Annotated in this window: 12 protein-coding genes; 5 read left to right on the forward strand and 7 right to left on the reverse strand. The window is 56.7% G+C overall.

Annotated features, from left to right (window positions below):
- Positions 1-184: 184 nt before the first annotated feature.
- Positions 185-1,132: a DMT family transporter gene (locus F6R97_RS01515; RefSeq protein WP_315865896.1), complete on the reverse strand. Its 948-nt coding sequence runs from the start codon at positions 1,130-1,132 to the stop codon at positions 185-187.
- Positions 1,133-1,210: 78 nt separating this feature from the next.
- Between F6R97_RS01515 and F6R97_RS01520 the strand changes: the two genes are divergently transcribed.
- The 3 genes from F6R97_RS01520 (at position 1,211) to F6R97_RS01530 (ending at position 4,321) form a co-directional block, all read left to right on the forward strand.
- Complete coding sequence (locus F6R97_RS01520; RefSeq protein WP_315865897.1) at positions 1,211-2,092, forward strand: LysR family transcriptional regulator; 882 nt, start codon at positions 1,211-1,213, stop codon at positions 2,090-2,092.
- 94 nt (positions 2,093-2,186) lie between these two features.
- On the forward strand, positions 2,187-3,722 hold the full coding sequence (locus F6R97_RS01525) for an EAL domain-containing protein (protein WP_315865898.1): 1,536 nt from the start codon (positions 2,187-2,189) through the stop codon (positions 3,720-3,722).
- 233 nt (positions 3,723-3,955) lie between these two features.
- Positions 3,956-4,321: a histone-like nucleoid-structuring protein, MvaT/MvaU family gene (locus F6R97_RS01530; RefSeq protein ID WP_008075430.1), complete on the forward strand. Its 366-nt coding sequence runs from the start codon at positions 3,956-3,958 to the stop codon at positions 4,319-4,321.
- Between the two features lie 175 nt (positions 4,322-4,496).
- Here F6R97_RS01530 and F6R97_RS01535 read toward each other — a convergent pair whose 3' ends face one another.
- Positions 4,497-5,000: a DUF4946 domain-containing protein gene (locus tag F6R97_RS01535; protein WP_390176076.1), complete on the reverse strand. Its 504-nt coding sequence runs from the start codon at positions 4,998-5,000 to the stop codon at positions 4,497-4,499.
- A 165-nt stretch (positions 5,001-5,165) separates the two neighbouring features.
- Between F6R97_RS01535 and gloA the strand changes: the two genes are divergently transcribed.
- The gene (gene gloA, locus F6R97_RS01540; protein ID WP_315865899.1) at positions 5,166-5,687 is read left to right on the forward strand and encodes a lactoylglutathione lyase; all 522 of its coding nucleotides are present in this window, start codon (positions 5,166-5,168) and stop codon (positions 5,685-5,687) included.
- Positions 5,688-5,863: 176 nt separating this feature from the next.
- Here gloA and ahpF read toward each other — a convergent pair whose 3' ends face one another.
- The 3 genes from ahpF to F6R97_RS01555 form a co-directional block, all read right to left on the reverse strand.
- On the reverse strand, positions 5,864-7,426 hold the full coding sequence (ahpF, locus tag F6R97_RS01545; protein WP_315865900.1) for an alkyl hydroperoxide reductase subunit F: 1,563 nt from the start codon (positions 7,424-7,426) through the stop codon (positions 5,864-5,866).
- A gap of 129 nt (positions 7,427-7,555) precedes the next feature.
- Entirely contained in the window at positions 7,556-8,119 is a 564-nt protein-coding gene (ahpC, locus tag F6R97_RS01550) for an alkyl hydroperoxide reductase subunit C (protein WP_038983195.1), read from the reverse strand.
- 138 nt (positions 8,120-8,257) lie between these two features.
- Positions 8,258-9,196 carry a site-specific integrase gene (locus tag F6R97_RS01555; RefSeq protein ID WP_038983194.1) on the reverse strand — a complete coding sequence of 313 codons (939 nt, stop codon included), beginning with the start codon at positions 9,194-9,196 and terminating at the stop codon, positions 8,258-8,260.
- Positions 9,197-9,373: 177 nt separating this feature from the next.
- On the opposite strand from F6R97_RS01555, the gene F6R97_RS01560 reads away from it, so the two are divergent.
- Complete coding sequence (locus F6R97_RS01560; RefSeq protein ID WP_315865901.1) at positions 9,374-10,393, forward strand: DNA-binding protein; 1,020 nt, start codon at positions 9,374-9,376, stop codon at positions 10,391-10,393.
- Here the strand turns inward: F6R97_RS01560 and gorA are convergent.
- Positions 10,390-11,748 (reverse strand): glutathione-disulfide reductase, encoded by a 1,359-nt coding sequence (gorA, locus tag F6R97_RS01565; protein ID WP_315865902.1) that lies wholly within the window; start codon positions 11,746-11,748, stop codon positions 10,390-10,392. The two genes, F6R97_RS01560 and gorA, sit on opposite strands and share 4 nt — an antisense overlap.
- A 129-nt stretch (positions 11,749-11,877) precedes the next feature.
- Positions 11,878-12,717, reverse strand: a complete 840-nt coding sequence (galU, locus tag F6R97_RS01570) for a UTP--glucose-1-phosphate uridylyltransferase GalU (RefSeq protein ID WP_010460715.1) — start codon at positions 12,715-12,717, stop codon at positions 11,878-11,880.
- Positions 12,718-12,868 lie beyond the last annotated feature (151 nt).

The raw sequence follows: 12,868 nt of genomic DNA on the forward strand, positions 1-12,868 counted from the left end.
GCGGGTGGCGCACAGGAGATGCCCCGCACGCTGCGGGCGAGGAAGTCACCGTAGATCAATTGAAACCCAAATATCTTCATTGTCGACCCAAGGCTATTACGGGCGAGGCTTCTGCTGCCAGAAGACGATTATTCTTATATGCGTAACCCGATTCTACACAGCGTAAATCAGTTGTCCATCCTTCTTATAAAATCCCCCTTTTCGCAGCCTGTGCAAGCGGTTTGTTGCACAGAAAAATCCCCGCCAAGATCAGCCCGCCGCCCAGGCACATCACCAGGGTCAATTGCTCGCCCAGCAACAACGCGCCAAACAGAACGGCGGTCAGCGGGTTCAAGGCGATGAACACACCCGAACGCGTCGCACCGATTTTGCGGATACCGTCGTAATAACCAATATAGGCCAATGCCGACCCCAGTACGCCCAGGTACATCAGGCTCAACCATTGTTGCGTGCCGAGTTCGGCCAGCGCCGCGATACTCAGCTCACCACGCACGGCACTGGTCACCCAGAGCATCAGCGTGCCCAGCAAAATCGAGTACGTCACCGTCTGCACCGGCCCCAGCGTCTGATTCAGGCCTTTGGAAAACAGCGAATAAATGCCCCAACCGAGCACGCAGCCGAAGATCAACAGATCGCCGATCCAGGCATCAGTACCACCGGCCAGCAATTGCGGATTGCGGCTGACGATCACCAGACTGGCGCCGGCAACGCAGATCGCAATACCCGCCACTTTCGCCCCGCTCAGTCGCTCCTTGAACAACAGCCACGACGCCAGGCCGATCACCGCCGGGTTCAACGCCACGATCAACGACGCCCGTGACGCGTTGATGTAATGCAGCCCATAAAAGAAGCACAGGTTGTAGAAGAAGATCCCGAAAAACCCCAGCAGCGTCAGTTGCAGCCATTGCCGAGGGCTGGGACGCACCAAAGGCACGCGCGCCAGCAACAAAAACAGCAGCAACGCCACGCTCGCCAGCAAGAACCGCAGGCTCGCGGCCAATAACGGACTGAGGCTGTCAGCCAGAAATCGCCCGGCGACGAACGTCCCGCCCCAGATCATGGTGACCGCCGCCAGTTTCAGATAAACCGATACATCCGAGGAATTCGCCAGGGTCTGTTCACACGTAGTCATAAGTCTCCACCATCAGAAATCAGGCACATGGCGTATCATTCAACTAATCCACGATCATCGTAAAATGAGTAAACACTCATGACCCTGACTCAACTCGAGATTTTCTCGCTGGTGGCCGAACTGCGCGGCTTCACGGCGGCGGCCCATCGTTTGGAGATTTCCCAATCCGCGGTATCCCACGCGCTCAAGTCGCTGGAACAGGAATTGGGCGTCGAACTGCTGCGTCGGCATCAGTCCCAGGTCGAGCTGAGTGACATCGGCCAGCAGCTATTACTGCGCGCGCGGGCGATGCTCGGGCTGGCCAACACGTTGCGCCAGGAGGCGGCCGATGCTCGCGGAATGAAACGCGGAACCTTGCGCATTGGCTCGTTCGGTCCGACTTCATCGATCAAACTGTTGCCGAAGATCCTTCAACATTACCGCGCCGCCCACCCGGGCATCGAGGTTCACATCGACGAAGGGCCGGATCGCCAGGTGATCCAGTGGCTGGAAGAACGGCGTATCGACATCGGCTTCGTGGTGTTGCCCCAGGAACGTTTCGATACTTTTAGGCTGATCGAAGATCAGATGGTCGCGCTGCTACCTGCCGACCATGCGCTGGCCGGTCGCGACAGCTTGAGTTTGAGCGATTTATGCCACGAGCCTTTTGTGCTGACCGAAGCCGGCTCTTCGGAACTGGTGTCGCGCCTATTTAGTGCGGCGCGGTTGACGCCGAACATCCGTTATCGCTGCTCGCAATTGATCAGCACGCTGGACACCGTCGGCCGTGGCGATGCCCTGACCGTTGTCGCCGAAGGCTCTTTGCCTGACGACAACCACAACCGCTACGTGAAAAAACCGTTGTCGCCACCGGTCAGCCGACAGGTCGGGCTGGCGGTGCTCGATCAGCGTCAGTCATCACCTGCGACGCTGGCCTTTATCAAACTGGCCTCAAGTCTGAATGATCGTCAGGCGGCATAAGTGCCGTCGGCCATCTATCATGGCTGAACGCTTTAAGGAGGCGCGTCGCCCTGCCAGCCTTTGAGAGCCCTCTTTTATCGCGATGGATTTGCGAATGCCACTGAACGTCAAAAGCCGCCGTAAACGTGGCACCCGGATCGTTGTCACTGTTTTGAGCGGATTGCTTCCGGTGTTGCTGGGAGTCGCCATTCTCTATCTGCAGGCTGAACGTACCCTCAAGCAAAGTACTGAATTGACTGGCGAAGAAGCCATTCGCCAATTCGAGTTGATGCTCGACAACACCGCCCAAGCGGCGCAAGAGCTATTGCCGCTGGCCGGCCAAAACTGCAATGACGTCAAACTGGCCTTGCGCGAACAGGTCACCCGACGGCCCTTTGTGCGCTCGACCAACCTTGTGTGGAACAACAACCTCTATTGCAGTTCGTTATTCGGTGACTATCAGGAAAAGGTCAATCCCGGCGACTACACACATGGCAAGTTATGGCTTATGAACGGTAATCCTGTCACGCCTGAGACCGCATTACTGGTGTATCGGCTCAGTGAAGGAAGCCAGGGCGCATTGACCACCCTGAACGGTTATCACCTGAGTCACGTGCTACGCCTGATCGGTCGAAAAACACAATTGATGCTGCGAGTCGGCCCTTATTGGTTGTCCGCCGACGGCAAGGTTCACGGCGATGCCCTGCCCATCTTGCCAGTGGCGCAAAATACGCTGACGTCTGCGCGCTATGCCTTTACGGTGACCGCCGGTTTTTCCGAAGGAGAAACCTGGCGTTACATGCGCAATGAGTACCCGCCATTGTTCAGTCTGCTGTTGTTTTTCGGTGTGGTCTCAAGCTCGATCGGCCATGTCCTGCAGAAGCGCTCGACATCGCCCAGCCGTGAAATGCAGCGGGCGCTGGAGGCAGCAGAGTTCATTCCGTATTTTCAGCCCGTGGTGCATGGCGACAATAAGCAGTGGTCCGGCGCCGAAGTATTGATGCGCTGGAAACATCCCAAGGAAGGCTTGGTGCGCCCTGATCTGTTCATCCCGTTTGCCGAACACTCCGGGTTGATCGTGCCGATGACTCGCTCCTTGATGCGACAGACCTCCGCATTGCTGGCACCCTTGTCGGCATCGTTCAACGGGCCATTTCACATTGGCATCAACATCACCGCCAGTCACTGCCGGGATCTTGAGCTGGTTGAGGACTGCCGTGAATTCCTCAGCGCTTTCGCACCGGGCAGCGTCGACCTGGTGCTGGAGTTGACCGAACGCGAACTCATCGAGCCGACACCCATCACCTTGCAATTGTTCGAGCAACTTCACGGGTTGGGCGTGATGATCGCGATCGATGACTTTGGCACCGGTCACTCAAGCCTGGGTTATTTGCGTCAGTTCAATGTGGACTTCCTGAAAATCGATCAGAGCTTTGTCGCCATGATCGGTGTGGACGCCCTCTCCCGGCACATTCTGGACAGCATCATCGAACTTTCGGCCAAACTCGATCTGGGTATCGTCGCCGAAGGCGTGGAAACCGAGGAGCAAAGTGACTATCTGACTGCCCACGGCGTGAACTTTCTGCAAGGTTATCTGTTTGGTCGGCCGATGCCCGGCGCAGAATTCATTAGAGCATTAAGTGATCATTAACTAACCACTTTAAGCACCGAGATCATGATGATACGCACCAAATTGAATCAAAAGACTACTCTTGTTACATGAAGAAAAAGTCAGGATTTACTCTTGGCCAATTAACTACTACAATTTTTCATACCTGCGCAGAACTGGCAGGTGCGCCATTATCACCGAGTCGCTTCAAGGCTCTTGGCTTATAGCTTTGTTTGCGGTTGGTATCAGCCAAACACACTATTGGAGTAAAGATATTGTCCAGACTCGCTGAATTCCGTGCAGCTGAAAAGGCCCTTCAAGAACAGCTCAAGCAGTTGGAATCGCTGAAGAACGATGCCGGGCTCAAGAAAGAAATCGAATTCGAAGAAAAGCTCCAGGGGCTGATGAAAACCTACGGCAAGAGCTTGCGCGACATCATCGCCATCCTCGATCCGAACCCGGCGAAATCCGGCCTGCAGCAGGCAGCAGCACCTAAAACCCGCCGCGCTCGCGTGGTCAAGGTCTATCAGAACCCGCACACCGGTGAACTGATTGAAACCAAGGGCGGCAACCACCGCGGCCTGAAAGCCTGGAAGGAACAATACGGTGCCGCCACCGTTGATTCCTGGCTGCGTGGCTAAGCACTCGCGATCATAAAAAAAGCCCTGCCAATGCAGGGCTTTTTCATGGATAGCGTCTAAATGCAACGATAGTCGCCGATCAATTCGTTACATATCGTCCAACTTTATGCTTAATCCCTTTGGCTATCTAAAAAATGCCGAACACGCTGAAATCTACTGATACGCAAACCTCAAACTAAAGTTTCAAGCTATTTCGAGCAGCTGCTATGTCGTCCTGACTTGCCTTATAAACCTCTGCCTGCCCCGCATAGGAAAGAACATAGGCCTTATCGGCGTCTACCGCAGCAACCAATGTTTGAGACAGCACATGTCGACCATTCTGCGTAATCGTGCAGGTAGTTTCCAGCGCCGATAGCCGGCTCAAGGTAGTCGGGTGAATTTTAGTGCAAACGCTCTGATACCCACTCTGAAAAAAGTCCTTTTGCACCGACTTGCGCATTTCCAGCAGCACGCCTTCCAGGTTCACCTGGTGACCGGTTTCCACTTGCGTCATGGTCAACTCCATCACCATCACCGGCGTACCCTCCTGATCGTTTTTTACCGCGCGTTGCCGGGAAACCTGCGGCTTGGCCTCCTCTTGCGGAACGACCTCGACGGTCCATCCGCTTGGCCAGGTCACGACCGGAGCCTCTGCATAAGCGGGGGTAACACCTGAAAGCAGCCACATCAGGACGAACATCGATTGACAGAATCGGGTCATTGCAATGAACACTCACGAATTGAGCCGTAAAGTCTGAGCCTCACCCGGCTGTCAGGCAAGCCTGCGGTTTGGGTTTGGCGATGCTGGGGCCCTTGCGTATCATTGAAAGTATTCTTAGCCCCGCTTAATTTCCCGGAGGGCCTCATGAGCCTGCACGAACTCAATACATTTCCCGGTGTAACCGCCCAACCCGACATCGCCACCCAGAAATTTGTTTTCAACCACACCATGTTGCGGGTCAAGGACATCACCCAGTCGCTGGATTTCTACACTCGTGTCCTGGGTTTTTCGCTGGTGGAAAAACGCAATTTCCCGGAAGCCGAGTTCAGCCTGTATTTCCTGGCGCTGGTCGATAAAAACCAGATCCCGGCCGATGCTGCGGCTCGCACCGAGTGGATGAAATCGATCCCCGGCATTCTCGAACTGACTCACAACCACGGCACCGAGAACGACGCGGATTTCGCCTATCACAATGGCAACACCGACCCTCGCGGCTTCGGCCATATCTGCATTTCGGTGCCAGATATTCGCGCGGCATGCGAACGCTTCGAAGCGCTGGGCTGCGATTTCCAGAAACGCTTGAACGACGGTCGCATGAAGAGCCTGGCCTTCATCAAGGACCCGGATGGTTACTGGGTCGAGATCATTCAGCCTGCACCGATGTAAGCCCCACCGCAGATCCCCTGTGGGAGCGGGCTTGCTCGCGAAGGCGGACTGTCAGCCAGCATCACCGGTGAATGACACACCGCTTTCGCGAGCAAGCCCGCTCCCACATTGGGAATGTGCAAGACACAAAAAACCCCATGATCGCTCATGGGGTTTTGTCTTTTCAGCGTCGGCGTTTATGCAGGCGCCGAGGTTCGGATCAAGTGATCGAATGCGCTCAGGGAAGCCTTGGCGCCCTCGCCCACCGCAATCACAATCTGCTTGTACGGCACGGTGGTCACGTCACCGGCTGCGAACACGCCAGGCATCGACGTTTCACCACGAGCATCGACGATGATCTCGCCGCGCGGCGACAGCTCGATGGTGCCTTTGAGCCAATCGGTGTTAGGCAGCAGACCGATCTGCACGAAGATCCCTTCCAGCTCGACAGTGCGCAACTCGTCCGACTGACGATCCTTGTAGCGCAGGCCGTTGACCTTTTGGTCATCGCCGGTCACTTCAGTGGTTTGCGCACTGGTGATCACGGTGACGTTTGGCAGACTGTGCAACTTGCGCTGCAACACCGCGTCGGCACGCAGTTGTACGTCGAACTCCAGCAGGGTCACATGGGACACGATACCGGCCAGGTCGATAGCCGCTTCGACGCCGGAGTTACCGCCGCCGATCACCGCCACACGCTTGCCTTTGAACAGTGGACCGTCACAGTGCGGGCAGTACGCCACGCCCTTGTTGCGGTATTGCTGCTCACCGGGAACGTTCATTTCACGCCACCTTGCACCGGTCGCCAAAATTACGGTCCTGGCTTTCAAAGAGGCGCCGCTGGCGAAATGGATTTCGTGCAGTTCGCCATTTTTTCCCGGCACCAGCTTGTCGGCGCGTTGCAGGTTCATGATGTCCACGTCGTACTGCTTGACGTGTTCTTCCAGTGCCACGGCCAGTTTCGGCCCTTCAGTTTCCTGCACCGAGATGAAGTTCTCGATGGCCATGGTGTCGAGCACCTGACCACCAAAACGTTCAGCCGCCACACCGGTGCGAATGCCTTTACGAGCAGCGTAGATCGCCGCCGAAGCACCGGCCGGGCCACCGCCGACGACCAATACGTCAAAAGCTTCTTTGGCGCTGATTTTCTCGGCCTGACGCTCGATGCCGCTGGTGTCGATCTTGGCGAGAATCTCTTCCAGACCCATGCGGCCCTGGCCGAAGTTGATGCCGTTCAGGTAAATGCTTGGCACGGCCATGATCTGGCGCTCGTCGACTTCAGCCTGAAACAGCGCGCCGTCGATGGCGACGTGGCGGATGTTCGGGTTCAGCACAGCCATCAGGTTCAATGCCTGGACCACGTCCGGGCAGTTCTGGCAGGACAGCGAGAAGTAAGTCTCGAAGCTGAACTCGCCTTTGAGCGAACGAATCTGTTCGATCACTTCAACACTGGCTTTCGAAGGGTGGCCGCCGACTTGCAGCAAGGCCAGCACCAGGGATGTGAATTCGTGGCCCATCGGGATACCGGCAAAACGCAGGCTGATATCGGCCCCTGGGCGGTTGATCGAGAACGATGGTTTACGCGCATCGTTACCGTTGTCGAGCAACGTAATCTGGGTGGAAAGACTGGCAACGTCTTTGAGTAATGCGAGCATTTCCTGGGATTTCGCACCGTCGTCGAGGGAGGCAACGATCTCGATCGGCTGGGTGACCCGTTCCAGGTACGATTTCAACTGGGCTTTAAGATTGGCGTCCAACATACGGGCGATTTCCTTTTTAATCATAAGACATAAAAAAACGCCCGAGCGAATCTCGCCCGGGCGTTTTTGAGGGCGGTGCAGCTTACTTAGGAGGTGCGGAGTGCCGCCCTGATGAAGCGCGTCACAGACTTAGATCTTGCCGACCAGGTCCAGAGACGGAGCGAGAGTGGCCTCGCCTTCTTTCCACTTGGCTGGGCAAACCTGGCCTGGGTGAGCAGCAACGTACTGGGCAGCCTTGATTTTGCGCAGCAGCTCGGAAGCGTCACGACCTACACCGCCGTCGTTGAGTTCAACGATTTTGATCTGGCCTTCAGGGTTGATCACGAAGGTGCCACGGTCAGCCAGACCTGCTTCTTCGATCAGCACGTCGAAGTTGCGGGAGATAGCGTGAGTCGGGTCGCCGATCATGGTGTACTGGATTTTGCCGATCGCTGGCGAAGTGTTGTGCCAGGCAGCGTGGGCAAAGTGGGTATCGGTGGAAACGCTGTAGATTTCGACGCCCAGCTTCTGAAACTCGGCGTAGTTGTCAGCCAGGTCTTCCAGTTCGGTCGGGCAGACGAAGGTGAAGTCAGCTGGGTAGAAGAAAACGACAGACCACTTGCCTTTCAGGTCAGCGTCCGACACTTTTACGAAGTCGCCATTTTTAAAGGCGTCAGCTTTGAACGGTTTAACTTGGCTGTTGATGATAGGCATCGATGACTCTCCGTCAGGGGTTAAGAAGTTGATGAGGTGAATCCTACCCAGTCGATCGCCGGTTGGCTCATTGGCAAACCTGATGCTGCTGATTGGTTTTCGCTATTAGCCGACAGTATTAATAGAAGAAAACGTGATCTACGGCGCCAACGGCTTTTCGGCGATTCGGGTCATCCCGAGAAACGGGCTGGCTTCAACATAGCGCATGGCCGACTTCATATCCTTCCAGCCCACGTAATTCATCAACGACTTCAAATCCCAACCGCTCTGATGGGCCCAGGTGGCAAAGCCACGACGCAAGGAGTGACTGGTGTAGTGCTCGGCCGCAATGCCGGCGCGCTCCAGGGCTTGGCGCAACAACGGGATCACGCTATTGGCGTGCAAGCCCTCCTCGCTCAAATGGCCCCAGCGGTCGATACCCCGGAACACCGGCCCGCGGACCAACGCTGCTTCAGTGATCCATTCGATGTAGGCCTGCACCGGGCACAGGCGCTGTAAGGCCGGCGTCTGGTAAGTCTGGCCGAGGTTCTCGCGGTCGCTCTTGCTGCGAGGCAGGTAGAGGGTGATGCCTGAGCCGGCGCTGGCCCGCACATGTTCAATCTGCACGCGGCACAACTCATCGCTACGGAAACCGCGCCAAAAGCCCAGCAGGATCAGCGCCGTGTCGCGCCTTGCCCGCAGCAATCCCGGCTGATCACCCTGCGCCTTGGCGGTTTGCGCTTCTTGCTCCAGCCAGGCAACCACTTGTTCCAGATGCTGAAGCTGCAACGGCTCGGCCTGTTTCTCCTGCGCCGGATGCAGCGCGCGAATGCCCTTGAACACTTTGCGTACAACGGGCGCCTTGGTGGGATCGGCGAAACCCTGACTGTTGTGCCATTGCGCCAACGCGGACAAGCGCAACTTCAAGGTATTGATCGACAGCACACCTGCGTGAGCCACGAGATAGCGCGCCACGCTATCGCCGGTCGCCGGCAAGAACCCGCCCCAACTGACTTCGAAATGCTCGATGGCCGCACGATAGCTGCGACGGGTGTTGTCGCGCGTGGCGGCTTGCAGGTAGCGATCCAGATCAGTCATGGGCTCAGCTCTCGAAAACGTACCGCTCTGGCGGGCGAAACCCGGATTACAGCGCATCACACGGGGTAATACCAGTATATCCCGCATGATAAATCACAGAATTTAAACTCTATTCATATCATGGTACATTGCGCATATTAGTGGTACGTACCACAGTATCAAATCGTAGGAGAACACATGGCACGTGGCGGCGTAAACAAGGCACTGGTGCAGGCGGCACGCTCGGCAATCCTCGCCCGGGGCGAACACCCGAGCATTGATGCGGTGCGGATCGAGATGGGCAATACCGGTTCAAAAACCACAATCCATCGCTATATGAAGGAGCTCGATGACGGCGCCGAGCCCGAGCAAGCGCCTTCCGAACCTATCGATGACGAGCTCACAAGTCTGGTGTCGCGCCTGGCGCAACGCCTGAAAGAACAGGCGCAAGAACCCATCGACCAGGCGCGCGCACAGTTCGAGCAACAACGAAAAGAGCTGGAAACCCAGTTGCACGAGGCCCGCGAGGCCAATACCGAATTGCACCAGCAATACGAAATTCAAAGCCTGGCGCTGACTCAGGAATCGGCAGAACTGCAAGACACCCGCTCCATGCTGCAAAGCGAGCAAACCCGCAACGCCGGACTGAATCAGGCGTTGGCAGATTTCGAATTACGTTTGCAGGACAAGGACGAGCAGATCCGCTCACTGGAAGAAAAGCACCTGCATGCCCGCGAGGCACTGGAACACTACCGCAACGCCGTCAAAGACCAGCGCGAGCAGGAACAGCGCCGCCACGAAGGTCAGGTGCAGCAGATTCAGATGGAGTTGCGTCAGGCGCAGCAAAGCGCACTGGTACGCCAGGATGAAATCACCCAATTGCATCGCGACAACGAGCGCTTGTTGACGGAAAACCGCGGAACGCTGCGCGAGTTGAGCCTGTCGCAAGAGCAACTCAAGCACACCAACAGCCGACAGGATCAGCTGCTGGAACAGGTCAACCGTATCGACAGCGAGCGCACCCTCCTCCAGGAACGCTTGCGCATTGCCATACTGGAAAGCCAGTCACTCAAGCAGAACATCGATGAACAGTCGCACATCAACAAAGCGCTGGAAGTTGAACTGATCAAGTTGCAGGCAAGCCTCGATGAAAGTGCGCGCCTGGCCGCTGCCGTTGCGACAGAGCCAGACGCATCAGCCTCGCATAAGGACGATTAACCCGCGACTGGCGTACGCATAGTGACGAACTCTTCGGCGGCCGTCGGATGCACGCCGATGGTTTCGTCGAAATCACGCTTGGTCGCGCCCGCCTTCAGCGCAATCGCCAATCCTTGCACGATCTCGCCGGCCTCTGGACCGACCATGTGGCAGCCCAAGACTTTGTCAGTCTTGGCGTCCACCACAAGCTTCATCAAGGTGCGTTCCTGGCATTCGGTCAGGGTCAGCTTCATTGGCCGGAAACGGCTTTCGAAGATCACCACATCGTGCCCGGCCTCTCGCGCCTCTTCCTCGGTCAGGCCGACAGTGCCAATGTTCGGCAAGCTGAAGACGGCGGTCGGGATCATCTTGTAATCCACCGGGCGATATTGCTCGGGCTTGAACAAGCGTCGCGCCACGGCCATGCCTTCGGCCAGAGCCACCGGCGTGAGCTGTACTCGCCCGATCACATCGCCAAGGGCCAGGATCGATGGCTCTGCGGTTTGATACTGCTCATCGACTTCGACAAACCCTTTCTTGTCGAGTTTGACGCCGGTGTTTTCCAGCCCCAAATTGTCGAGCATCGGACGTCGACCAGTGGCATAGAACACGCAATCCGCCTCCAGTACGCGACCATCCTTGAGCGTCGCTTTCAGGCTGCCGTCGGCTTGCTTGTCGATACGCTCGATGTCGGCATTGAATTGCAGGTCCATGCCGCGCTTGGTCAACTCTTCCTGCAAATGTTTGCGCACCGCACTGTCGAAGCCACGCAGGAACAGATCACCGCGATACAGCAGCGTGGTCTGGGCACCCAGCCCATGGAAAATCCCGGCAAACTCCACCGCAATGTAACCACCACCAACCACCAGAACGCGCTTTGGCAGCTCTTTAAGGAAGAACGCCTGGTTGGAACTGATCGCGTGCTCGTGCCCTGGAATCTCCGGGATCTGCGGCCAGCCACCGGTAGCAATCAGAATGTTTTTGGCGGTGTAGCGTTTGCCATCGAACTCGACGGTATGCGGATCGACGATTTTCGCGTGACCTTCATGCAAGGTCACACCGCTGTTGACCAGCAGATTGCGATAGATGCCGTTCAGGCGATTGATCTCGCGATCCTTGTTGGCGATCAGCGTCGCCCAGTCGAACTTCGCCTCACCCGGGGTCCAGCCAAAACCTTGCGACTGCTCGAAGTCTTCGGCGAAGTGCGCGCCGTAGACCAGCAATTTTTTCGGCACGCAGCCGACGTTCACGCACGTACCGCCCAGATAGCGGCTCTCGGCCACCGCGACTTTCGCGCCAAAACCGGCCGCAAACCGCGCAGCCCGCACACCACCGGAACCGGCGCCAATCACATAAAGGTCAAAATCGTAGGCCATTTCTATCTCCTCGGCAGGCCACCAGCATACCTGCGGGCGTCCTTTGGGCAAGCGTTGCAAACTATTTGGGGCCGGAAAATGAAAAAGCCACCCGAAGGTGGCTTTTCAATACAAGCAGGTCAGGCGCTATCAGTAAGCCTTGCCAGTCTTGTAGAAGTTCTCGAAGCAGAAGTTGGTCGCGTCGATGTAGCCTTCGGCGCCACCGCAGTCGAAACGCTTGCCTTTGAACTTGTAGGCCATGACGCAGCCGTTTTGTGCCTGCTTCATCAGGGCGTCGGTGATCTGGATTTCGCCGCCCTTGCCTGGCTCGGTTTGTTCGATCAGGTCGAAGATGTCCGGAGTCAGGATGTAACGGCCGATGATCGCCAGGTTCGACGGCGCATCTTCAGGCTTTGGTTTTTCAACCATGCTGTGAACGCGGTAGATGTCGTCGCGGATCATCTCACCGGCAATCACGCCGTACTTGTGAGTTTCTTGCGGATCGACTTCCTGAATGGCAACGATCGAGCAGCGGAACTGCTTGTACAGCTTGACCATCTGGGTCAGTACGCCGTCGCCTTCCAGGTTTACGCACAAGTCATCCGCCAGTACCACGGCGAACGGTTCGTCGCCGATCAGCGGACGGCCAGTCAGAATCGCGTGGCCCAGGCCTTTCATTTCGGTCTGGCGAGTGTAGGAGAAGGAGCAGTTGTCGAGCAGCTTACGAATACCGACCAGGTATTTCTCTTTGTCGGTGCCCTTGATCTGGTTTTCCAGCTCGTAGCTGATGTCAAAGTGGTCTTCCAGGGCGCGTTTGCCGCGACCGGTGACGATGGAGATTTCGGTCAACCCGGCGTCCAGTGCTTCTTCGACGCCGTACTGGATCAGTGGCTTGTTTACCACCGGCAGCATTTCTTTGGGCATGGCTTTAGTCGCTGGCAGGAAGCGAGTACCGTAACCGGCTGCTGGGAACAAGCATTTCTTGATCATATAAGTCCTTGAAAGGGCTGTGTGTTCGAGTTTCGGCGCAGTCTAATCAGGCGGCGGGCACCTTACAATGCCCCGCACTGGCTAACCGATGCCATCATAGAGAAATAAACCGGCGAATAGTTCAATCGCCATCCGGTTCGACGGATCGAGC

Origin of the sequence: Pseudomonas sp. JV414, from assembly GCF_032424305.1 — a bacterium.
Lineage (GTDB): Bacteria > Pseudomonadota > Gammaproteobacteria > Pseudomonadales > Pseudomonadaceae > Aquipseudomonas > Aquipseudomonas lini.

Coding starts and splice junctions, on each gene's coding strand:
- gorA (WP_315865902.1), bottom strand. CDS start 11,748: ATGGCCTACGATTTTGACCTTTATGTGATTGGCGCCGGTTCCGGTGGT.
- F6R97_RS01535 (WP_390176076.1), bottom strand. CDS start 5,000: ATGTTCGTCCTGATGTGGCTGCTTTCAGGTGTTACCCCCGCTTATGCA.
- F6R97_RS01560 (WP_315865901.1), top strand. CDS start 9,374: ATGGCACGTGGCGGCGTAAACAAGGCACTGGTGCAGGCGGCACGCTCG.
- F6R97_RS01525 (WP_315865898.1), top strand. CDS start 2,187: ATGCCACTGAACGTCAAAAGCCGCCGTAAACGTGGCACCCGGATCGTT.
- ahpF (WP_315865900.1), bottom strand. CDS start 7,426: ATGTTGGACGCCAATCTTAAAGCCCAGTTGAAATCGTACCTGGAACGG.
- gloA (WP_315865899.1), top strand. CDS start 5,166: ATGAGCCTGCACGAACTCAATACATTTCCCGGTGTAACCGCCCAACCC.
- F6R97_RS01555 (WP_038983194.1), bottom strand. CDS start 9,196: ATGACTGATCTGGATCGCTACCTGCAAGCCGCCACGCGCGACAACACC.
- F6R97_RS01520 (WP_315865897.1), top strand. CDS start 1,211: ATGACCCTGACTCAACTCGAGATTTTCTCGCTGGTGGCCGAACTGCGC.
- F6R97_RS01515 (WP_315865896.1), bottom strand. CDS start 1,132: ATGACTACGTGTGAACAGACCCTGGCGAATTCCTCGGATGTATCGGTT.
- galU (WP_010460715.1), bottom strand. CDS start 12,717: ATGATCAAGAAATGCTTGTTCCCAGCAGCCGGTTACGGTACTCGCTTC.
- ahpC (WP_038983195.1), bottom strand. CDS start 8,119: ATGCCTATCATCAACAGCCAAGTTAAACCGTTCAAAGCTGACGCCTTT.